Origin of the sequence: Mesorhizobium sp. Root554 (assembly GCF_001427025.1) — a bacterium.
In the GTDB taxonomy this organism is placed as follows: Bacteria; Pseudomonadota; Alphaproteobacteria; order Rhizobiales; family Rhizobiaceae; genus Mesorhizobium.
Window position 1 is genome coordinate 706669 of record NZ_LMGA01000001.1, and the last position, 21033, is coordinate 727701.

Sequence of the window (21033 nt, forward strand, 5' to 3'; positions counted from 1 at the left end):
CAATGGCGTATGTGTTCGGCACCTCGGCCTGCACGATGGCGAGCAGCCGCGAGCCGATCTTCGTGCCCGGCGTCTGGGGTCCGTACTATTCTGCCATGGTGCCCGGCCTGTGGCTGAACGAAGGCGGCCAGTCGGCGGCTGGCGCCGCCGTTGACCAACTCGTTTCATTGCATCCGGCCTGGCCGCAGGCGCGGGCAAATGCCGATCGGCAGGGCAAATCCGTCGCCGCATGGCTGGCGGATGAGGCGTCGAAGTCGGCCCCGATGCGCTCCGCCGCCGTCGAGCTCGCCGGCAATCTGCACGTCGTGCCTGATTTTCTTGGCAATCGTTCGCCCTTCGCCGACCCGCAGGCGAGGGCGGTCGTTGCCGGCCTGGGCATGGATCGCGGCATCGACAGCCTCGTGTCGCTCTATGTCGCCGGCATCCTCGGCATCGGCTACGGCCTGCGCCAGATCATTGCGGCGAGCCGCAGCGAAGGTGCTGAAATCGAGACGATTGCCATCAGCGGCGGGGCCGGAAGCCATCCGCTGGTGCGCCAGTTGCTGGCCGATTGCACCGGCCTGCCGGTTCTCGTGCCGGCGCAAGCTGAGCCTGTGCTGCTGGGCGCCGCCATGCTGGGTGCGGCGGCGAGCCGAGCCTTTCCATCCCTGCAGGATGCCATGAGCGCCATGTCCGGCGTCGGCGAGATGTTCACGCCAGCAAGCGGCGACATCGCAAGTCTGCACGAACGGCGCTTCGCCGCTTTCGAAGCACTGCAAAACACGGCCCGGTCGATCCGGGCGGAAGAACGATAGGAGGATCGACATGGCTGGTCTGAAGCTCAACGGCATCAAGAAGCGCTATGGCAATGTCGAGGTGATCAGGAATGTCGATCTCGACATCGCCGACGGTGAGTTCGTCGTCTTCGTCGGACCTTCCGGCTGCGGCAAGTCCACCCTTTTGCGCATGATCGCCGGGCTGGAGGAAATCTCGGGCGGCGAGCTCTATATCGACGGCAAGCTGTGCAACGAGATGGAGCCGCGCGAACGCGGCATTGCCATGGTGTTCCAGTCCTATGCGCTCTATCCGCACCTGACGGTGCGCGAGAACATGGGTTTCGGCCTTTCGCTGAACAAGACGCCCAGGGATGAGATGGAGCGGCGGGTGAATGAAGCCGCGCGCATCCTCAAGCTCGAACCGCTGCTCGACCGCAAGCCGAGCCAACTGTCCGGCGGCCAGCGCCAGCGCGTCGCCATCGGCCGTGCCATCATCCGCAAACCGACGGTGTTCCTGTTCGACGAGCCGCTGTCCAACCTCGATGCCGCGCTGCGCATGGACATGCGCATGGAGATCGCCAAGCTGCACAAGGACCTCGGCGCGACGATGGTCTATGTCACCCACGATCAGATCGAGGCGATGACGCTGGCTGACAAGATCGTCGTGCTGGAGGGCGGCGTCGTCCAGCAGATCGGCGCGCCGATAGATATCTACAAGAACCCCGCGAACAAGTTCGTCGCCGGCTTCATCGGCTCGCCGAAGATGAATTTCATGGACGTCACGGTCGACAGCGTCTCGGCCGGCCGGGTGACGGTTGCCTCTTCGGCAATCGAGCCGGTGGCCATCGAGGCAAAGGGATTCGCGGTCGGCGACAAGGCGCTGCTGGGCATCCGTCCGCAATATCTCAGGCAGGAGCAAGCCGTTGGCGCGGCAGGCGCCATGAAAGGCAGCATCTCCCTGGTCGAGCGGCTGGGCACCGAAACCATCGTCAGCTTCGAGACGCCGTCGAACGAACGGGCGCTGGCGGTCATTCCCCGGGACGAAGCGTTCGAGGCCGGAAGCGGCATCGAATTCTCCTTCGACCCGAAATCAGCGCATCTGTTCCCCGCGGCATAGCCGGGCTTGTCGCTCAGCGGGTAAAGCTCTGCGCGTTGCCGGCATCGACATTGATGATGTTGCCGGTCGATTTGGCCGACATGTCGGACGCCAGGAAATACACCGCCTCGGCGATGTCTTCCGGGAACACCGAGCGCTTCAGCATCGAACGCTTGCGGTAGTGCTCCTCCAGTTCGTCCGGCTGCATCGCGTAGGCGGCGGCGCGCTGCTCGCGCCATTCGCCGGTCCAGATTTTCGAGCCGCGCAGCACGGCGTCCGGGTTGACGGTGTTGACGCGGATCTGGTGCTCCGCGCCCTCCAGCGCCAGGCAGCGGGCCAGATGGATTTCCGCCGCCTTGGCCGTGCAATAGGCGGCGGCGTTGGGCGATGCGGCCAGCCCGTTCTTGGAGGCGATGAAGACGATATTGCCGCCAAGCTGCTGCTGCTTGAAAGTTCGGAAAGCTTCGCGCGACACGAGGAAGTAGCCTTTGGCGAGGATATCCATGTTGCGGTTCCACATGGACAGTTCGGTGTCTTCGATCGGCGCCGACGACGAGATGCCGGCATTGGAAACGAGGATGTCGACGCCGCCGAATTCCACCGCGCTTTGCGAGAAGGCGGCTGCGACGCCGGCCTCGTCGGTGACATCGAGTTTGAATGGTCTGACGAAATCCTCGCCGAAAGCCGCGCCGAGTTCATCATTGGCCTTGGCGAGCGCCGCATCGTCGATGTCAGCCAGCACCACGCAGGCGCCTTCGCGCAGCAGCCGCGTCGCCGTCGCCTTGCCGATGCCGCCTGCGCCGCCGGTGACGAAGGCGATCTGACCGGCCAGCGACTTCGGCTTGGGCATGCGTTGCAGCTTTGCCTCTTCCAGCAGCCAGTATTCGATGTCGAAGGCTTCCTGCTCAGGCAACCCGACATAGGTCGAGACGGCGGAAGCGCCGCGCATGACATTGATGGCGTTGACGTAGAATTCGCCCGAAATGCGCGCCGTTGCCTTGTCAGCGGCGAAGGTGAACATGCCGACGCCAGGCATCAGGTAGACGACGGCATTGGCGTCCCGCACCGCCGGCGAACCGGGGTGCTTGCAGCGTTCGTAATAGGCCGCATAGCTGGCGCGGTAGTCGTCCAACGCTTGCGGCAGGCCGGCGATGACGGCGTCCAGATCGGGCTTGGCCGGATCGAAATCGAGCACCAGCGGCCTGATCTTGGTGCGCAGGAAATGGTCGGGGCAGGAGGTGCCGAGCGCCGCCAGCGCCTGCAGGTCCTTTGAATTGACGAACTCCAGCACCGCGTCGGAATCGTCGAAATGGCCGATCTTGAGCTTACCGGATTGGGAAATGCCGCCGCGTATGCGCGGCATCAGGCGCGCCGCGATGGCGCGGCGCTCCGCTGCCGGCAGCGACTTCGCCGCCGCGCCGCCGAAGGCCGGCTTGCCCTTGGTCTGCTGCTCGAACCACTCGATCGCCTGATTGATGGTGTCGATTGTCGTTGTGTAGCATTCCTTTGGCGTGTCGCCCCAGGTGAACAGTCCATGGCTTTCGAGGATCACGCCCTTGGCGTCGGGGTTCTCCTCACAGAATTTGCCCAGCCACAGGCCGAGTTCGAAGCCAGGCCGCTTCCACGGCAGCCAGCCTATGGCATCGCCGAAAATCTCCTTGGTCAGCGCCCTGGAGTCCTTCGCCGCCGCAATGGCGATGATGGCGTCCGGATGCATGTGGTCGACGAACGGCCTCGGCACGAAGGCGTGCAGCGGCGTGTCGATGGAGGCCGCGCGCGGGTTCAGGTTGAAGGTGCAGTGCGGCAGGTAGCCGACCATCTCGTCTTCGTGTTCAAGGCCGCGATAAAGCCCCTTCAGTGCCCGCAGCCTGTCCATGTAGAGCGTGGCGAAGCCGTCGAGCTTGATCGAGGCGCTGTCGCCGCCCGAGCCTTTCACCCACAGCACTTCGACCTGCTCGCCGGTCAACGGATCCTTCTGCCAGATCTTGGACGAGGTGTTGCCGCCGCCGTAATTGGTCACCCGCTTGTCCGAGCCGAGGATGTTCGAGCGGTAGACGAGCCGTTCTGCCTCGCTCATCGCCGCCGCCTTGGCGTCGCTCCACAGATTGGTCAGCCGCGTGGACTTTTCATCGCTCATGTCGAAATCCTCCCGAGCGGCGTTTTCATGCCGTCTCTCTCGGCTGCTAAATCAGGCAAATGCGCTCCGATTGTCAATCGAAAAAGAGGAAGCTTAATCATTGTGCGACGCAATATGAACCAGTTGCGATGCAATATGAGCGAAGTTTTTCAAAAATCGCTTGCGTGCCTATCCAATTTGCGTAACCTAGCTCACAGGTAGCCGATTGAGCGCCTTGGGAGGAGTTCTTGAACGATTTGGTCCGCCAGCGGCAGATCATAGAGCTTTTGCGTGACCGGCCCTTTGCGTCGGTGCGCGAGCTGCAGGAACATCTCGGCGTCTCGGCCGCGACGGTGCGGCGCGACATCGACAAGATCGACGAGTCCGGCGAGGCGCGCAAAGTCTATGGCGGTGTCTCGGCTCTCGACGGCGCCGCACTGGGAACCGCCTTCGCCCGTCCCTATGACGAAAATCGCGACCTGGCCGTCGATGCAAAGCGCCTGATCGCCGAACTGGCAGCCACCATGGTGGCCGATGGCGACGCGGTGATCGTCAATGGCGGATCGACCTGTTTCCATCTCGGCGTCAAGCTGGCCGACCGCAACATTCGCCTGTTCACCAATTCCATGCCGCTCGCCGGCTATCTCGGCGACCATGGCAAATGCAGCCTGACCATCGCCGGGGGCGAATTGTATCGCGAGCCGCGCGTCATCTATTCGAACGCGGAGCCGGTCTCGTTCTATGCCTCCAAGTATTTCCTCGGCGCGCAGGGCATCAGCCCCGAGGGGTTGCTGGAATCGCACCCGCTGATGGTGCGTTCGATCCAGGAACTCAGCCGCAATGTCGACCAGATCGTCGTGCTGGCCGACAGCCGCAAGTTCTCCATCCACGCCCGCAACGTGGCGCTGCCGCTGTCGCGCGTCGGCACGCTCATTACCGATGACGGCCTGTCCGATCAGCACGCCAAGATGCTGGAGAATGCCGGGGTCACTTTCCGCATAGCCTCGAATGGGGGCAGGGGATGACGGGTCCGCTGGCGGTTTTCGATTTCGGCAAGACGAACTCCAAGCTGTTCGTTTTCGCAGCCGATGGATCGCTGCTCGACGAGCGGCGGACCAAGCCCGTCTGGCATGATTTTCGCGGCCGCAGCGTGCTCGACGACGAACGCCTGTTCGCCTGGATGAAAGGCGAGCTTGCCGATGTCGTGGAGACGCATGGCGTCACCGGCCTGATGATATCGGCGCATGGCTGCGCCTTCGCGCTGGTGCGCGGGCCGGAGCTCCTGCATCCGATCCTCGATTACGAGCAGGAGATCCCGCCTTCGATCGCCGCCGTCATCGATCCGCTGCTGCCGGATTTCTCCGAGACCTATACGCCATGGCTGCCGCTCGGCTTCTCCATCGCCCGCCACATCTACTGGCTGGAAACGGAAGAACCGGCCGCCTTTTCGGCGACCGAGTCCATTCTCTGCTACCCGCAATACTGGGTCTGGCATTTCACCGGCCGGCCGCTGGCGGAATGGTCCTATCTCGGCGCGCACAATCAGCTCTGGGCGCCGCTCAAGCGCGATTTCTCCTCGCTTGTCGACCGTATGGAGTGGCGTGCGAAATTTCCCGAAATCGCGCCCNCCGATGGCAGCACGCGCCAACTCGCGGTCCACAATGGCGTTCACGATTCCAACGCCGCGCTCGCCTATTACCGCATGACCGGCCTGACCGGCTTTACGCTGGTGTCCACCGGCACCTGGGTCATCATCATCAATCTCGACTGTCCGCTGGAGGCGCTCGACCCGGAGCGCGACATGATCTCCAACGTCACGGTGAATTGCGAGCCGGCGCCGTCGCTCCGCTTCATGGGCGGGCGCGAATACGATCTGATCAGTGACGGCTGGGACAAGCCGATTTCGCAGGGTACGGTGGAAGCGGTCATGCGGCGCGGCGTCTTCGCCATGCCGTCATGGGCGGCGGGCGGCCCGTTCCCGGAAACGCAGGGCCATATCGTCGGCGGCGATGTCGAGGGCGAGGAGCGGGCGGCGGTCGCGGCGCTGTACGTTGTCATGATGACCGATCTGTCGCTCGATCTGATCCGCTCGGATAATCTGCTGGTCGTCGATGGCGGGCTGGCGAAACTCGACCTGTTCACCGCCATGCTGGCGCAGTTGCGCCCGGCGCAGACGGTGGTGCGTTCGACCATGAGCGAAGGCTCCGCCACGGGAGCGGCTGCGCTCGCTTTCAAGGCGCTGGGTCTGGCGCCGTTCAGGGATGAGACGATCGCGGTGGCGGCGAGCCGGCTGGAGGGGCTGGAAGCTTATCGTGACCGCTGGCGTGACATGGCGGAGCGCGGCCGCGCGGCGGCGAAGACAGGTGCCTCGGCAAATGTAAATGAGGGACGTCGCGCATGATGCACTTCCCGCTTCTTGCTCATCTCGATATCGGCATTGCCGGTTCGATCATGCATGTCAACGCTGGGAGGCATCCATGACCGCCCCCTATGTCAGCCTCACCGGCATGTCGAAATCCTTCGTCGGTGTGAAGGTCTTGAAGGATGTCAGCTTCGACGTGCGTCCGGGCGAGGTCCATGCGCTGCTCGGCGAAAACGGCGCCGGCAAGTCCACGCTGATCAAGATGATGGCGGGGCTTTATACGCCCGATGCCGGGACTATCGTGGTCGATGGCAAGGAGATGAAATTCGCCTCGACCCGCGACGCGACCGCCGCCGGCATCGCCACCGTCTATCAGGAACTGCTGCTGTTTCCGGAAATGACGGTGGCGGAAAATGTCTTCCTCGGCCATTACCCGCGCACCGCGCTCGGCATCATCGATTGGCCCGAGGTGCGCGCCCGCACCCGCCAGCTTCTCGACCAGCTCGACACGTTCGATCTCGACGTCGATACCAAGGTGCTCAGCCTTTCGGTCGCGCAGCGCCAGCGGGTGGAGATCGCCAAGGCGCTTAGCAAGAACGCTCGCGTGCTCATCATGGACGAACCGACGGCCTCGCTGGTCGAGGCCGATGTCCAGCGCCTTATGGCGGTCGTGCGGCAGTTGCGCGAGCGCGGCGTCGCCATTGTCTATGTCAGCCACCGCATGTCGGAAATCTTCGCGCTGGCCGACCGCGTCACCGTGCTGCGCGATGGCGCGCATGTCGGCACCCGGGACATCGGCGAGGTCGACGAGCGGGAACTTGTCTCGATGATGGTCGGACGGCCGATTGACAGCCTGTTTCCCAAGGCCGAAGCCGCGATCGGCGAAACCGTGCTGGAGGTGAAGAACCTCAATCACGGCCGCCATGTGCGCGACATCTCCTTCGCGCTGCGCAAGGGCGAAATCCTCGGCATTGCCGGCCTGGTCGGCAGCGGCCGCACCGAATTGGCATTGACCCTGTTCGGCATGACGCCCGCGACCTCTGGAGAAATCCTGCTCGACGGCAAGCCCGTCCGCATCGCGTCGCCGCGGCAGGCGCGCGATCTCGGCATCGCCTATGTGCCGGAGGACCGCGGCCTGCAGGGTCTCGTCAAGTCGATGGCAATCCGCAAGAATGTCTCGATGGCCTCCATCGAGGGGGTATCGTCCGGCATCTTCATCAAGGCTGGCGCCGAGGCGCAGCGCGCGCTGGATGCCGTCAAGCGGCTTGGCGTCCGCTGCCGCAGCATCGCACAGCCGGTTGGCGAGCTGTCCGGCGGCAACCAGCAGAAGGTGGTCATCGCCAAATGGCTGCAGACCAATCCGAAGGTCCTGATCCTCGATGAACCGACGCGGGGCGTCGATGTCGGGGCCAAGGCCGAGATCCACACCATCATGGGCGAGTTGGTCAAGCAGGGCGTCGCTATCCTGATGATCTCCAGCGAACTGCCGGAAGTGCTCGGCATGAGCGACCGGCTGCTGGTGATGAATGGCGGCCGGGTGACGGGAGTGCTGGACCGCGCCGAGGCGACGCCCGAGCGTGTCGGCGCCGCCATGACCAGGCTCGAGACGGGAGAGGCGGCGTAATGGCGATGACGGGGATTGATTTGCCTCCAGTGCGGCCGCGGACAGGCTTGCAGCGGCCGGGCGCGCTTCGGCGGCTGGTTTCCGACTATGGCCAGGAACTGGTGGTTCTGACGGCTATCGTCGCGCTGTTCATCGTCGTGACAATGGTGAACCCGCGCTTCATCAGTACCAACAATCTGACCTCCATCTTCGCCGGCAATGCCTACATCGCCGTCGCCGCCATCGGCATGTCCATGGTCATCATCACCGGCCATATCGACGTATCGGTCGGCGCGCTGATCGGCGTGCTGGCGACCATCTCCGGCACGCTGGCGGTCGCCGGCTATCCGGTCTGGGTGGCGTGGTTCGCGCCGGTGCTGGTCGGCATGGCCATCAACAGCGTCATCGGCGTGCTGGTCGCCTATGCGCGCATACCCTCCATCGTGGTCACGCTGGGCGCGCTGTCCATCCTGCGCGGCGGTCTGATCAGTGTCACCGGCGGCACCTGGATCAGCGGCCTGCCGCCGGAATTCCTGATCGCGCAGAAAAGGCTGCTCGGCCTGCCGGTGCCGATCATCGCCATGGTGGTGCTGACGATCCTGGCGGCGCTGTGGATGCGCTATTCGGCATTCGGCCGCTCGCTCTATGCCATCGGCGGCAATCCGGAAGCCGCACTCGCCACGGGCATCCCGACCGAGCGACGCACCGTGGCGGTCTTCGCCATTCACGGCGCATTCGCCGGGCTGGCGACGATCCTGTTCGCGACGCAGCTGCAGGTCATCCAGTCGACGGTGCCGCCCAATCTGGAACTGACGGTGATCACCGCATCCGTCATCGGCGGCGTTTCGATCCTGGGAGGAACCGGCACGGTGATCGGCTCGACCCTGGCGACGATCCTGTTCGCCACCATCGGTTCGGCGCTCATCTTCGTCAATGTCTCGGCCTACTGGCTGCGCGCCGTCATCGGCCTGCTGATCCTTGCGACGGTGCTGGCCGACATGCTGCGCCGGCGCGGCCGGGCATGAGGGGCGCATCGATGACCGTCAAATCCATCTTCCGGCACGAAACACTACTGGCGCTGCTGCTGGTCGCCGTGCTGATCGTGCTGTCGTTCCAGTCCGACCGGTTCTTCACAGTCAGCAACCTGCTCAACCAGGGCCGGCTGATGACCGAGATCGGGCTGATCGCCATCGCCATGACCTTCGTCATCGCCACCGGCGGCATCGACCTTTCGGTCGGCTCGATCCTCGGCCTGACCGCGATCCTGACCGGCGTGTTCTGGCAGAATGTCGGCATGCCGCTCGCAGTTGCCGCATGTGCCGCCATTGCGGTCGGCAGCTTCGCCGGTTTCTGCAACGGGCTGATCATCACGCGCTTCAACGTGCCGCCGCTGATCGCGACCCTGGCGACGCTGGCGCTTTATCGCGGCCTTGCCGAAGGCATCAGCCAGGCGCGCTCGGTGCGCGGCTATCCGGAATGGTTCTACGTGCTGGGGCAGGGCGAGGTGCTGGGCGTGCCGACGCAGCTCTGGATTCTTCTGCTGGCGGCGGTCCTGGCATCAATCATCCTGGCGTATACGCGCTGGGGCCGCACGGTCTACGCCATCGGCTCCAACGAAGTCGCCAGCCGCTTCTCCGGCCTGTCTGTCGAGCACACCAAGCTGGCGCTCTATACGGCGTCAGGCTTCGCGGCGGCACTTGCCGGCGTCATCTTCGTGTCGCGCGTTTCGACCACGCGCTCCGACATGGGCACCGGCATCGAACTGGACGCCATCACGGCCGTGGTGCTCGGCGGCACGTCGATCTTCGGCGGGCGAGGGACCATTCTCGGCACGGTGATCGGCCTTTGCCTCATTCAGGCGCTGAAGAATGGGCTGTCGCTTGCCGGCGTCAAAGGCGATGGCACGATCATGCTGATCGGCGCGGTTCTCATCCTGGCGATCCTCGCCAGCAATCTCTTCGAGAGGAGCGGCACTCGATAATCTGGAAGTAACCGTCCATCACTGCCGCTCTCAAGTGTCCGGACGAATTCATGGAGGAGGAAACATGCGTAACATCGTTCTTTCGACGCTGCTGGCTTTGTCCGTCTCGACAAGCATCAGCTACGCCCAATCGACCTGGACCGGCGGCGACGACCTGCCGACCAATCCGCTCGCCTGCGACGCGACGCCGGCAACCGCCGCCGCCAAGCCGTACGATGGCGGCCAGCCGACCAATGCGCCTGACCGCAAGGGCAAGACGCTGACGGTCGTCGATGTGCCGAAGCTCGTCGGCATCGGCTACTTCAACGCCACCTCCAAGGGCATCGCCGATGCCGCCAAGGAGATGGGCAACATGAACGCCAAGACCGACGGTCCGTCGAAGGCCAACATCGACGACCAGATCACGCTGATCGACAACTACATCACCAGCGGCGTCGACGGCATCCTGTTCGCCGCCAACGATCCTGTCGCCATTGCCCCGGTGCTGAAGAAGGCGCTCGCGGCCGGCATCAATGTGGTCGGCTACGACGCCAACTCGACGCCGGACGCCCGCCAGTGGTTCGTCAACCAGGCCGAGTTCAACGGCATCGCCAAGGCGATGATCGACTCCGCCGCGGCCGAGATCGGCGAGGACGGCGCGTTCGCCATTGTCACCTCGACCTTCACCACGCCGAACCAGGCGCGCTGGATCTCCGAGATGGAAGCCTATCAGGCCAAGTGCCATCCGAAGATGAAGTGGCTGGAAACGGTTGAAGCGCAGGAAGACAACATCCTGTCCTTCAACCAGTCGAACACGCTGATCAACAAGTATGGCGATGAGCTCAAGGGCATCCTCGGCATGACCAGCGTGGCGACGCCGGCGGCGGCCGACGCCGTGACCCAGGCCGGCAAATGCGGCAAGATCGCCGTTGTCGGCCTCGCCACGCCGAACGCGATGAAGCCATACGTCTCGGCAGACTGCGTGAAGTCGGTGGTGCTGTGGAACCCGGTCGATCTCGGCTATGCGGCCGCCTATGTGCTGCGCGCCGTCGCCGACGGCACCCTGGCGCCCGGTGGCACGACTGTGAAAGCCGGCAAGCTCGGCGATCTCTCCGTCATCAACGGCTCGGAGATCCTGCTCGGCGCGCCGACCGTCTTCACCAAGGAAAACATCAACAACTTCGACTTCTGATGTTGGAGAGGGGACGCGTCCGCGCGTCCCCTTTTTTATCCGCCCGAAGGCGGCTGGCCGAAAACTGAATGACCCGAAAGGAATTCCAGCCATGCCGGATGCGGCCGACTGGCAAGCCGAACTGGCCGAACTGGAAGCGCTGTCGGCGCGTATCGGCGCCGATCCATTGCTCACCCAGGGCGCCGGCGGCAACACCTCGCTGAAGATCGACGGCACGCTTTGGATCAAGGCGTCCGGCACATGGCTGGCGCATGCGCTGGAGCGCAGGATCATGGTGCCGGTCGAGATCGAGCCTCTGCTCGCCGCCGTGCATTCCGTCGATCCGGCAGCCGAGCAGGCGCATCGCTTCACCATCGCATCGCTGAACCCGTCGGGCCTGCGGCCGTCCATCGAGACGACTGTCCATGCGCTGATGCCGCAGCGCGTCGTGCTGCACGTCCATTGCGTCGATACCATCGCCCACGCCGTGCGCAAGGATTGCATCGAACAGGTCACGCCCCGGCTGGAAGGCCTCAACTGGGCTTATGTGCCCTATGCGCGGCCAGGCCTGCCGCTGGCGCTCGCCATCGCCGAAAACAGCACGTCAGGCCCGGACGTTCTCATTCTCGCCAATCACGGGCTGGTTGTCGCGGCGGATACGGTCGCGGAAGCTGAAGCGCTGCTGGCGGAGGTGAAGAACCGGCTTCGCATCGAACCACGCTTGGCCCCGCCTGCCGATCTGGAGCGACTGCCTGAACTGGCCGGAGCGGACTACCGCCTGCCGGCGTCGCAGGCCGCCCATGCTGTGGCGACCGACCCGGTCAGCGCCGCGCGCGCCGCGGGCAGGGCGATGTACCCGGACCATATCATTTTCCTGGGCGACGGTTCTGCGATCGCCCGGCCGGGAGAAAACGCCAAGGCGGTTGCCGAGCGTCTCGGCGCGCCGCCCGTCTCGATTGTCTTTCCCGGCCTTGGCGTGCTGATGCGCGCCGATTCACCCCCCGGCGCCGACGCCATGGTCCGCTGCCTCGCCGATGTCGCCGCGCGGCTGCCAGAAGATGCGGCGGTGCGGGTGCTGACGCCGGATGAATATCTGCAACTGACCCATTGGGACGCCGAGAAATACCGGCAGCAGCTTGCGCGCAAAGCCCGGTCTGCCGGCGCTGCGCAAAAGATTGCCTGAACAATGACCGCGCGGCTCGCCATCGGCATCGACCTTGGTACGTCCGGCGCCCGCGCCGTGGCGATGAATGCCGCGTTCGGGATCGTCGCGCAGGGCGCAGCCAGACTGCCGTCCACAACCGAGGGCGCGAGTGACCCGCGCGAATGGTGGCGGGCCGTCGAGATGGCGCTTCAGAATGTGCTGGCTGATGTGGACCGTCCTACGGTCGGTGCGATCGCAATCGATGCAACCTCCGGCACGCTTCTGCCCGTGGATGAGGCCGGCACGCCGCTGGCCGCGCCTCTCATGTATGACGCGCGGGTGGCCGACGACGCCTTGCTCGCCCGCATCGCCCCGTTGATCCCGCCCGACAGCGCCGCACACGGTCCAACCTCAGGTCTCGCCAAGGCGCTGGTCTTCCAGTCCGTGCCGGGCGTTGCAAGAATCCTGCATCAGGCCGACTGGATCGCCGGCCGCCTTGCCGGCCATTTCGGCACGACCGACGAGAACAATGCGCTGAAGACCGGCTATGACCCAATCGAGCGCTGTTGGCCGGACTGGATGGCGGCGACGGGCTTGCGCATGGATTTGCTGCCGCGCGTCGTGACCCCCGGCGCGCCGATCGAGACCATCGATCCAGCGATGGCTCGCGCGTTTGGTCTTTCGCCCGACATCGTTATCGTGGCGGGCACTACCGACGGCTGCGCGGCCTTCCTGGCCACGGGTGCGGACAGGCCGGGCGACGGCGTCACCTCCCTTGGCTCGACGCTGACGCTGAAGTTGCTTAGCGACAGGCCCGTCTTCGCCGCCGAATACGGCATCTACAGCCACCGCATCAATGGCATGTGGCTGGCCGGCGGCGCGTCGAACACCGGCGGCAAGGTGCTGGCGCATTTTTTCCCGGCCGAGGAGATCGCGCGCCTCTCGGCCATGATCGACCCGGCGACAGTCACCGCTCTCGATTTCTATCCTCTGCTGGAGGCCGGAGAGCGCTTTCCGGTCATGGACCCGGCCTGTCCACCGCGCCTGACGCCACGTCCCGCCGACGATGCGGAATTCCTGAAAGCCATGCTTGAAGGCATCGCCAGCATCGAAAAGCAGGGCTATGCACGATTGACCGAACTGCGCGCGCCGCGGCTTCGCTCGGTCCGGACAGTCGGCGGTGGTGCCACCAACCCAACCTGGACGGCGATCCGTCAACGGAATACCGGCGTTCCCTTTATCCCGGCGCAGTCGGAGGAGGCGGCAGCCGGCGCGGCGCGCCTGGCTTTGGCCGGGCTTGGCGCGGTGGGAGAGTTGTGATGCAGACGCTGTCAGTTCCGATACTTTCCGGTGTCCGTGAGCTCGCCGAGAAATTCGACATCTTCGTGCTCGACCAGTTCGGTGTGTTGCTGGACGGCGTCGGGCCATATGCCGGTGCGGTGGAAACGCTGAGCAGGCTCAAGGGCGAGGGCAAGCGCATCCTGCTGCTATCCAATTCGGGCAAGCGCGCGACGCCCAACGAAGCGCGCCTGCTGAGGCTCGGGTTTGAGGCGGGAAGCTGGGATCATTTCCTCTCGTCGGGCGAGGTGGCGTGGCGATCGCTGCAAGCCTCCTTGGCCGGAAAGCCCGGCATGCGTTGCCTGCTGATTGCTCGCGACAGCGACCAGTCCGCCATTGAAGGGCTGCCGCTGACCGCCACTACACACGGCGCGGATGCCGACATGGTGCTGATCTCCGGCAGCGAGAGCGACCGCTACGATCTCGACCATTACCGCCGCCTGCTCGAACCGGCGGCGGCGCGGGGCGCGCAATGCCTGTGCACCAACCCCGACAAGGTCATCCTGACCCACGGCGGACGCCGCTTCGGTTCCGGGCGCATCGCCGAGCTTTATGCCGAGCTTGGCGGCCCGGTGACGTGGATCGGCAAGCCGTTTCCCGAAATCTATGCCGCCGCGCTCGACTTGCTCGGCAATCCGGACCCGGCGCGCGTCGTCTGTGTCGGCGACAGCATCGAACACGACATTGCCGGCGGGCAGGGCGCCGGCATGGCGACGACCCTGGTGACCACGGGAATACTGGCGGAGAGTTCGCAGGCCGAAAAGGCGGGGCTCTACGCGGAGCATGGCGCTACGCCCAATTTTCTCTTGAGGACATTTGCGTGGTGAACCACGCCGGAGGAATGACATGGAAACGATGATCGCAGCCGACGCCGTCGAGCAGAGCAACGCGGAGCGCGAGAACAATTTGCGGGCCGACTATGCCGCGCTTGGCGAACAGCTCGACCGGCGCGGCATCGCCATCGATGCCATTTTGGAAAAAGTCGGCGCTTTCGGCGTCGCCATCCCGTCCTGGGGTGTCGGCACCGGCGGCACGCGCTTTGCCCGCTTTCCGGGTGGGGGCGAACCGCGCGACGTCTTCGACAAGATCGAGGACTGCGCCGTCATCGCCCAGCTCACCCGCGCAACGCCCACGGTTTCGCTGCATATCCCGTGGGACAAGGCCGATCCGAAACGCATCAAGCAGGCGGCGTCGCGCTTCGGCCTCGGCTTCGACGCGATGAACTCCAACACCTTCTCCGACGCGGCGGACCAGAAGCACTCCTACAAATACGGCTCGCTCAGCCATGCCGACGCGGCGGTGCGCCGCCAGGCGGTCGAGCACAACGTCGAATGCGTCGAGATAGGCAGGGAGCTGGGGTCGAAAGCGCTGACCGTCTGGATAGGCGACGGCTCGAATTTTCCCGGACAAGTCAATTTCGCCAAGGCCTTCCGCCGGTATCTGGATTCGATGCATGAGATCTATGCGGCGCTGCCGGACGACTGGCGGCTGTTCACTGAACACAAGATGTACGAGCCGGCCTTTTATTCCACCGTTGTGCAGGATTGGGGCACCAACTACCTGATCGCGCGCGAGCTGGGGCCGAAGGCCTTCTGCCTGGTCGATCTCGGCCACCATGCTCCCAACGTCAACATCGAGATGATCGTGTCGCGGCTGATCCAGTTCGGCAAGCTGGGCGGCTTCCATTTCAATGACAGCAAATATGGCGACGACGATCTCGACGCCGGGTCTATCGACCCGTACCGGCTGTTCCTCGTCTTCAACGAGCTGGTCGATGCCGAGCTGGCGGGCGCGGAGGGTTTCAACCCTGCCCACATGCTGGACCAGAGCCACAATGTCACCGACCCCATCGAAAGCCTGATGCTGTCGGCCGTCGAGGTGCAGCGCGCCTATGCGCAGGCGCTGCTGGTCGACCGGAAGGCGCTCGAGGCGCATCAGGACGACAACGACGCGCTGATGGCGACGCAGACGCTGAAGGCCGCCTACCGCACCGATGTCGAGCCAATCTTGGCCATGTCGCGGTTGAAGTCCGGCGGCGCTATCGACCCCGTCGCGACCTATCGCGCCTCGGGCTACCGGGCCAGGGTCGCTGCGGAAAGGCCTGCCGTCTCGGGCGGCGGCGGGGGCATCATCTGATGTCCGAACGCATTGCATTCCGCATGGTCCTCAATCCGGGCCAGGCGCACGAATACAAGAAGCGGCATGACGAGATCTGGCCGGAAATGACCGCCGCGCTGCGCGAGGCCGGCATTTCCGACTACACGATCTGGCTCGACCCGGAGACCAACCATCTGTTCGCGACATTGGTCCGCGCCGACGACCATGCGATGGACAGCCTGCCGCAGACGGACATCAACCGCCGCTGGTGGAAATTCATGGCGGATGTGATGCAGTACGACGACCGCGCCGAGCCGGTCGTGGTGCCGCTGCAAAACGTCTTCAGGATGGACTAGGACAGCTCATGCCGCGCAACGCGCGGGCAGGGCGGATAACCATGATTGCAAGTGCAAGCGAAGGACTTTGACGATGAGTGACAGAGCGCAGCGTGAAGAGATGGTGGCCATCTGCCGCAAGATGAACTCCAGCGGCATCAACCAGGGCACTGCCGGCAATCTTTCGCTGCGCGTCGGCAAGGGCTTCCTCATCACCCCGTCCGGCCTGCCCTACGATACGATGACGCCGGAAGACATTGTCGAGATGGATTTCGACGGCACCTATGTCGGCCGCCGGCCCTCTTCCGAATGGCGCTTCCATCGCGATATCCTGAAAGCGCGCGACGACATTGATGTCGTGCTGCACTGCCATTCGGTCTATGCGACGACGCTCGCCTGCCACCACAAGACGATCCCGAGCTTCCATTACATGACCGGCGTCGCCGGCGGCACGACCATCCGCTGCGCCGAATACGCGACTTTCGGCACCCAGGCGCTTTCCGACAACGCTCTCGTCGCGCTGAAGGACCGGCTCGCCTGCCTGCTCGGTCAGCATGGCCAGATATCGCTGGGAAAGAACCTCGAGGCAGCGCTCTGGCTGGCAATCGAGGTCGAGACGCTGTCGCGCATGTATGTCCAGGCGCTGACCCTCGGCGAACCGCCGGTATTGTCCGACGAGGAAATGGCCCGCGTCATCGAACAGATGCGCCGGATGAGCTATGGCCTGGCGCCCGACGCCGAGGGCACCAACGATCTGGCGCGACCACGGCAGGCTTAGCGCGCCGGGTTTTGACGGAAACATTCGGTTGGCGATGATGCGACTGTCGAATGCTTCCGTTTAATCATCAAGGGCTCTGGTGCGGAAGCGCGGCTTTCGGGCGAAGGCCCTTTGGCAGAGGCCGGGCGTCCGTCCCGGCCTTGGCTCTCAGCCGAACACCCGCCCCTCGAACAGTTTGCGCGATGTGCTGACGATCGAGGATTCGCCCAGTCCGTAGGGCTGGCTGTCGTCGGTCCGCATCACGATCTCCATCTGGCCGCTGGCGTGCTCCACGGCAACCATCTTCTCGCGGCCCGCCGGCAGGGATGCCAGGCTGTAGGCCGGGCTTTCCGGCAACAGGCAGGCGGTCGCCACGCTCAAGCCGCCGAACACGCCGATCGAGGCGTGCACGCGATGCGGGATGAAGCTCCGTGTCATGATGGCGCCGCCATTCCTGGGCGCGGCCACCAGCGTCATCTTCGGGACCGACTTTTCCGACACGTCGCCAAGGTTCATCAGCGGGCCGGCCTGAAGACGGATTTTTTCCACCCGCGCCTTGACCTCGGCAGCCGCTTCCAGCTCGGCGCGGGTCTCGTAGCCGGTCAGCCCGAAATCCGCCGCACGCATCACCACGACCGGCATCCCGTTGTCGATCAGCGTGCATTCGACGCCGTCGATTTCCGTCAGGGCCGAGCCGGTCGGCAGCAGCGCGCCGCAGCTTGAGCCGGCGGCATCGGAGAAACTCAGATAGATCGGCGAGGCGGGCGTCGGCACGCCGTCGATATACGCGTCGCCCTCATAGACCGGCTTGCCGTCCTTGGTGCGAACCCGCGCAACGGTCGTCTGGCCGGTGTTTTCCATGAAGATGGTCACCGGCGTCTCGCCCTCGACTGGAGCAACCAGCCCGCGCTCGATGGCGAAAGGGCCGATCCCGGCCAGGATATTGCCGCAGTTCTGGCTGTCGGAAACCAGCGGCTGGTCGACGAAGACCTGCAGGAACAGATAGTCGACATCGATGCCAGGCCGCTCGGACTTGCGCACCACCGCCACCTTGCTGGTCAGCGGGTCGGCGCCGCCGATGCCGTCGATCTGGCGCGGATCGGGCGAGCCCATGATGCGCAGCAAAAGCCTGTCGCGCTCCGCCTTGTCCCGCGGCAGGTCATCGGCAAGGAAATACCCGCCTTTGGATGTGCCGCCGCGCATCATGATGCAGGCAATTCCGTCAGATGTCATTGTCTTGTCTTCCTTGATCGCACCGTCAGGGCAGGGGCAGGTCCAGCAACATGCCGAAGATGACATAGGCGATCGCCCAGAAGCCGACGCCGGTCAATACGGCCCGCAGCAAGAGTTTTTCGCCGGTGAAAAGCAGCGTCGCCAGCCCCGTGGCGAGACCGAGCGACACGGCGAGGCCGATCCATGCCGAACTCACCGAAGCGGCTATGAAGAGGCCGATCAGGCCGGCCACGCGCGGCACGTCGACCTTGCCGTCGGCGCCGCCGAAATCCATGCCGCGCAGCACCTGGACCAGATAGACCGCCGAGGCCAGAAGTCCGAGTATCGCGATCTGCATCGGCAGTGCGCCGGGGCCGAGATCGCCACGCGAATGCCCTTCCGGCAGTTCGAGGCTGAGGACGAGAACGGCCGCGTTCCAGGCCAGGCTGACGCAGGCCGCGATGGCGTTCTGCCAGAAATGGGTGCCGGGCTTTGCCCTTCCCCCGGTGGGGAAGGGCTCCGCCGTCGAAGCTGTCGACGTTTCGCCGGTCATTTTATGTATCCGCTGGCCTTCAGGAATTCCGTCTGGCTTTCAAGCTCGCCCTTGGCGCGCTTGGTGAATTCCTCTTCCTTCCAGTCGGGGCTGTCCTGCAGCTGCTCGGTCTGGAATTTCTTCCAGTCTTCCGAGGCCGTGACCTTGTCGATGGCGGCCTGAATGGCATTGACGGTATCGTCCGGGGTGCCGGCCTTGACCGCGATGCCGCGCCAGATCGAATCTTCGAGGTTGTAGCCTTGTTCCTTGAAGGTCGGCGTATCGGGCAGGAATTCCGTGCGCTCGGGCGTGGAAACGCCGAGCAGGCGGATTTCGCCGCTCTTGACCTGCGACAGACCCGTGGAAGGGGTCATCATGGCGGCGTCGAGATGCTTGCCAAGCAGGCCGAGCGTCACCTTGCCGGAGGCGTCATGCGGGATCCAGCCGCTCTCGAAGCCACCCTGCTTCATCAGCTGGTAGAGCATGTACTGGTGGAAGCCGCCCGGCGCATGGCCGCCGACCTTCAGGCCGTTGGGATTTTCCTTCATGTATTTGACGAAGTCATCGACCGACTTGAGCGGGCTGTCAGCCAGAACCGCGAGTGAAGACGGCTCCGATTGCATGGCGCGCAGCAGACGCAGATCGTCGATCTTGAACGGAATCAGGCCTTGCGCGATGCCGAAGGTCAGTGTGCCGGTCAGCACCAGGATGTTATAGCCGTCCGCCGGCTGGTTCATGATCTGCGAGACGCCGACCGCGCCGCTGCCGCCCGGGCGGTTGTCAACCTTGACGCTCCAGCCGACCTGCTTCTCGAGCAGCTCAGCCAGCTTGCGGCCGTAAGTGTCCAGCGCTCCTCCAGCGCCGGACCATACGACCAGCGTCACCGATTTTTCAGGAAAGCCAGCGGCGGTCGCGGCCACCGGCATCATGGCCGTGGAAAGGCCGAGCGTTGCGCAGAGCGCTGCGGTGATCAGCCGCGAACCAAGCGATCGTCTTGTCATTTTCATCGTCTACTCCTCCATTGATTTCAGGGAAGGCGCGCCTCCCGCGGCCGCCTCCGTCTTTTGAATGGCGCGGCCGAGGCTGCGCTTGCGGAACCCGCGCCACAGCGGTACCGCCAGGCTGACCACGCTCAGAACCAGGAACAGCAGGCTGATCGGGTCGGTCACGAAGATCATGTGATCGCCCTGCGACGACACCAGCGCCGTCCGGTAGTTGGATTCGATCAGGTAGCCGAGCACCATGGCCAGGATCACAGGCGGCACCGGGAAATCCAATTTCTTCATCAGGTAGCCGATCACGCCGAAGCCGAGCATCAGATAGACGTCGAACATCAGATTGCGGATGGCGAAGGCGCCCAGCACCGCGAAGGCCATGATGCCGACCGCGATGACCGCGTCGGGCAGCAACACCGTCTTGGCCATAATCGGCAGGAACAGCGACCCGGCAATGTACTGGACGAGCGAGGCGATGATGACGCCGAACAGAATCGCGTAGACGAGCGTCGGCGCATCGGTGAACAGTTGCGGACCCGGATGCAGGCCGTGCATGATCAGCGCGCCGACCATGATGGCGGTGGTCGGCGAACCGGGCACGCCAAGCGCCAGCAAGGGCACCAGCGCGCCGCCGACGGTCGCGTTGTTGGCGGCTTCCGGCGCGGCGATGCCGTTGGCCGAGCCGTGGCCGTATTCTTCCGGATGCGGATCGCGGGCGCGGGCATAGTCGCGCGCCACCCAGCAGGCGATGTTGCCGCCGACGCCGGGCAGGATGCCGAGCAGGGTACCGATGACGGACCCCGACAGCATGGTGCGCCAGGTTTTCTTCCACAGCGCCATCGACATGAAGACGTGGCCGACCTTGTCCTTGATGATGGGGGCGGCAGTTGCCCGGTTTTCCAGCATCACCATCGCCTCCGACACGGCGAAAAGGCCGATCAGCGCGGCGAGGAAGGGCACGCCCTCGTAAAGCTGGTACATGCCCAGCGTGAAGCGCGGCGTGCCGGCGATCGGATCGATGCCGACCGTGGCGAGCGCCAGGCCGAAGGCGGCGCAGATCAGCCCCTTCATCAGCGAGCCGCCGGACAGCGCCGCGACGGAGCAGAGGCCGAACAGCCCGACCGCGAAATATCCGGCGGGACCGAACTGCAATGCCAGTTTCGCCAGCGGCATGGCGAGCAGCAGAAGGGCAAGCCCGCCCAGCACGCCGCCGACCGTCGAGGCGGTGAGCGAAATCGAAATCGCTTCGTTCGCCTTGCCTTTCCGCGCCATCGCATAACCGTCGATGACGGTGGCCGCCGCCGCCGCGGTGCCGGGCGTCGACAACAGAATGGCGCTGATCGAACCGCCATATTCGGCGGATGTGTAGAGCGAGATCATCAGCAGCATGCTGAGTTCCGGCCCGAGATTGTAGGTGAAGGGGATGAGCAGGCTGAGTCCGATCGACGGGCCGAGGCCGGGCAGGGCGCCAATGACGATGCCGAGCAGCGCCCCGATGACGAGCATCGCCAGGCCCCACAGGCTGAAGATGACCTCAAGGGATTGAATGATCCCGTCCAT

At 64.6% G+C, this 21033-nt stretch carries 18 protein-coding genes and 2 pseudogenes; 15 read left to right on the forward strand and 5 right to left on the reverse strand.

Annotated elements, in window-relative coordinates:
* Both ASD44_RS18675 and ugpC read left to right on the forward strand, forming a co-directional pair.
* A pseudogene (locus ASD44_RS18675) lies at window positions 1-794 on the forward strand (FGGY-family carbohydrate kinase); the annotation flags it as partial.
* 10 nt (window positions 795-804) lie between these two features.
* Window positions 805-1872, forward strand: a complete 1068-nt coding sequence (gene ugpC / locus ASD44_RS03410) for a sn-glycerol-3-phosphate ABC transporter ATP-binding protein UgpC (protein ID WP_056108796.1) — start codon at window positions 805-807, stop codon at window positions 1870-1872.
* Window positions 1873-1885: 13 nt separating this feature from the next.
* Here ugpC and ASD44_RS03415 read toward each other — a convergent pair whose 3' ends face one another.
* The gene (locus tag ASD44_RS03415; RefSeq protein ID WP_056108799.1) at window positions 1886-3988 is read right to left on the reverse strand and encodes a bifunctional rhamnulose-1-phosphate aldolase/short-chain dehydrogenase; all 2103 of its coding nucleotides are present in this window, start codon (window positions 3986-3988) and stop codon (window positions 1886-1888) included.
* 227 nt (window positions 3989-4215) lie between these two features.
* On the opposite strand from ASD44_RS03415, the gene ASD44_RS03420 reads away from it, so the two are divergent.
* From ASD44_RS03420 to ASD44_RS03475, 13 genes and pseudogenes are all read left to right on the forward strand, one after another.
* On the forward strand, window positions 4216-4992 hold the full coding sequence (locus ASD44_RS03420; protein WP_056108802.1) for a DeoR/GlpR family DNA-binding transcription regulator: 777 nt from the start codon (window positions 4216-4218) through the stop codon (window positions 4990-4992).
* A pseudogene (locus ASD44_RS18680) lies at window positions 4989-5594 on the forward strand (carbohydrate kinase); the annotation flags it as partial. The gene ASD44_RS03420 and the pseudogene ASD44_RS18680, both read left to right, overlap by 4 nt.
* Before the next feature lie 75 nt (window positions 5595-5669).
* Entirely contained in the window at window positions 5670-6368 is a 699-nt protein-coding gene (locus ASD44_RS18685; protein ID WP_348271191.1) for a hypothetical protein, read from the forward strand.
* A gap of 76 nt (window positions 6369-6444) precedes the next feature.
* Window positions 6445-7953: a sugar ABC transporter ATP-binding protein gene (locus ASD44_RS03430; protein WP_056108808.1), complete on the forward strand. Its 1509-nt coding sequence runs from the start codon at window positions 6445-6447 to the stop codon at window positions 7951-7953.
* A 5-nt stretch (window positions 7954-7958) separates the two neighbouring features.
* Complete coding sequence (locus ASD44_RS03435) at window positions 7959-8957, forward strand: ABC transporter permease (RefSeq protein ID WP_056115374.1); 999 nt, start codon at window positions 7959-7961, stop codon at window positions 8955-8957.
* A gap of 11 nt (window positions 8958-8968) precedes the next feature.
* The gene (locus tag ASD44_RS03440; RefSeq protein WP_056108811.1) at window positions 8969-9913 is read left to right on the forward strand and encodes an ABC transporter permease; all 945 of its coding nucleotides are present in this window, start codon (window positions 8969-8971) and stop codon (window positions 9911-9913) included.
* Between the two features lie 64 nt (window positions 9914-9977).
* Window positions 9978-11084 carry a substrate-binding domain-containing protein gene (locus ASD44_RS03445; protein ID WP_056108814.1) on the forward strand — a complete coding sequence of 369 codons (1107 nt, stop codon included), beginning with the start codon at window positions 9978-9980 and terminating at the stop codon, window positions 11082-11084.
* Window positions 11085-11175: 91 nt separating this feature from the next.
* Window positions 11176-12246 carry a class II aldolase/adducin family protein gene (locus ASD44_RS03450; protein ID WP_056108816.1) on the forward strand — a complete coding sequence of 357 codons (1071 nt, stop codon included), beginning with the start codon at window positions 11176-11178 and terminating at the stop codon, window positions 12244-12246.
* Window positions 12247-12249: 3 nt separating this feature from the next.
* Window positions 12250-13527, forward strand: a complete 1278-nt coding sequence (locus ASD44_RS03455; protein ID WP_056108819.1) for an FGGY-family carbohydrate kinase — start codon at window positions 12250-12252, stop codon at window positions 13525-13527.
* Window positions 13527-14372, forward strand: coding sequence for a TIGR01459 family HAD-type hydrolase (locus ASD44_RS03460; protein ID WP_056108822.1), 846 nt, complete (start codon window positions 13527-13529; stop codon window positions 14370-14372). Before ASD44_RS03455 ends, ASD44_RS03460 begins: the two co-directional genes overlap by 1 nt.
* Window positions 14373-14391: 19 nt before the next feature.
* Entirely contained in the window at window positions 14392-15681 is a 1290-nt protein-coding gene (gene rhaI / locus ASD44_RS03465) for an L-rhamnose catabolism isomerase (protein ID WP_056108825.1), read from the forward strand.
* Window positions 15681-15998: an L-rhamnose mutarotase gene (gene rhaM / locus ASD44_RS03470; RefSeq protein ID WP_056108828.1), complete on the forward strand. Its 318-nt coding sequence runs from the start codon at window positions 15681-15683 to the stop codon at window positions 15996-15998. Before rhaI ends, rhaM begins: the two co-directional genes overlap by 1 nt.
* 73 nt (window positions 15999-16071) lie before the next feature.
* The gene (locus ASD44_RS03475; protein WP_056108831.1) at window positions 16072-16755 is read left to right on the forward strand and encodes a class II aldolase/adducin family protein; all 684 of its coding nucleotides are present in this window, start codon (window positions 16072-16074) and stop codon (window positions 16753-16755) included.
* 147 nt (window positions 16756-16902) lie between these two features.
* On the opposite strand, the gene ASD44_RS03480 is transcribed toward ASD44_RS03475, so the two are convergent.
* The 4 genes from ASD44_RS03480 to ASD44_RS03495 are packed head-to-tail and all read right to left on the reverse strand — an operon-like array spanning window position 16903 to window position 21033.
* Window positions 16903-17967: a 4-oxalomesaconate tautomerase gene (locus tag ASD44_RS03480; RefSeq protein ID WP_056108833.1), complete on the reverse strand. Its 1065-nt coding sequence runs from the start codon at window positions 17965-17967 to the stop codon at window positions 16903-16905.
* A 25-nt stretch (window positions 17968-17992) separates the two neighbouring features.
* Window positions 17993-18499, reverse strand: a complete 507-nt coding sequence (locus tag ASD44_RS03485) for a tripartite tricarboxylate transporter TctB family protein (protein WP_056108836.1) — start codon at window positions 18497-18499, stop codon at window positions 17993-17995.
* Window positions 18496-19485 carry a tripartite tricarboxylate transporter substrate binding protein gene (locus ASD44_RS03490; RefSeq protein ID WP_056108839.1) on the reverse strand — a complete coding sequence of 330 codons (990 nt, stop codon included), beginning with the start codon at window positions 19483-19485 and terminating at the stop codon, window positions 18496-18498. Before ASD44_RS03490 ends, ASD44_RS03485 begins: the two co-directional genes overlap by 4 nt.
* 3 nt (window positions 19486-19488) lie before the next feature.
* Window positions 19489-21033, reverse strand: a complete 1545-nt coding sequence (locus tag ASD44_RS03495; protein WP_056108842.1) for a tripartite tricarboxylate transporter permease — start codon at window positions 21031-21033, stop codon at window positions 19489-19491.

Bases quoted from the DNA above. Each gene is read 5' to 3' on its own strand.
- ugpC (WP_056108796.1), top strand. From the start codon at position 805: ATGGCTGGTCTGAAGCTCAACGGCATCAAGAAGCGCTATGGCAATGTC.
- ASD44_RS03415 (WP_056108799.1), bottom strand. From the start codon at position 3,988: ATGAGCGATGAAAAGTCCACGCGGCTGACCAATCTGTGGAGCGACGCC.
- ASD44_RS18685 (WP_348271191.1), top strand. From the start codon at position 5,670: ATGACCGGCCTGACCGGCTTTACGCTGGTGTCCACCGGCACCTGGGTC.
- ASD44_RS03430 (WP_056108808.1), top strand. From the start codon at position 6,445: ATGACCGCCCCCTATGTCAGCCTCACCGGCATGTCGAAATCCTTCGTC.
- ASD44_RS03435 (WP_056115374.1), top strand. From the start codon at position 7,959: ATGACGGGGATTGATTTGCCTCCAGTGCGGCCGCGGACAGGCTTGCAG.
- ASD44_RS03440 (WP_056108811.1), top strand. From the start codon at position 8,969: ATGACCGTCAAATCCATCTTCCGGCACGAAACACTACTGGCGCTGCTG.
- ASD44_RS03445 (WP_056108814.1), top strand. From the start codon at position 9,978: ATGCGTAACATCGTTCTTTCGACGCTGCTGGCTTTGTCCGTCTCGACA.
- ASD44_RS03450 (WP_056108816.1), top strand. From the start codon at position 11,176: ATGCCGGATGCGGCCGACTGGCAAGCCGAACTGGCCGAACTGGAAGCG.
- ASD44_RS03455 (WP_056108819.1), top strand. From the start codon at position 12,250: ATGACCGCGCGGCTCGCCATCGGCATCGACCTTGGTACGTCCGGCGCC.
- ASD44_RS03460 (WP_056108822.1), top strand. From the start codon at position 13,527: ATGCAGACGCTGTCAGTTCCGATACTTTCCGGTGTCCGTGAGCTCGCC.
- rhaI (WP_056108825.1), top strand. From the start codon at position 14,392: ATGGAAACGATGATCGCAGCCGACGCCGTCGAGCAGAGCAACGCGGAG.
- rhaM (WP_056108828.1), top strand. From the start codon at position 15,681: ATGTCCGAACGCATTGCATTCCGCATGGTCCTCAATCCGGGCCAGGCG.
- ASD44_RS03475 (WP_056108831.1), top strand. From the start codon at position 16,072: ATGAGTGACAGAGCGCAGCGTGAAGAGATGGTGGCCATCTGCCGCAAG.
- ASD44_RS03480 (WP_056108833.1), bottom strand. From the start codon at position 17,967: ATGACATCTGACGGAATTGCCTGCATCATGATGCGCGGCGGCACATCC.
- ASD44_RS03485 (WP_056108836.1), bottom strand. From the start codon at position 18,499: ATGACCGGCGAAACGTCGACAGCTTCGACGGCGGAGCCCTTCCCCACC.
- ASD44_RS03490 (WP_056108839.1), bottom strand. From the start codon at position 19,485: ATGAAAATGACAAGACGATCGCTTGGTTCGCGGCTGATCACCGCAGCG.
- ASD44_RS03495 (WP_056108842.1), bottom strand. From the start codon at position 21,033: ATGGACGGGATCATTCAATCCCTTGAGGTCATCTTCAGCCTGTGGGGC.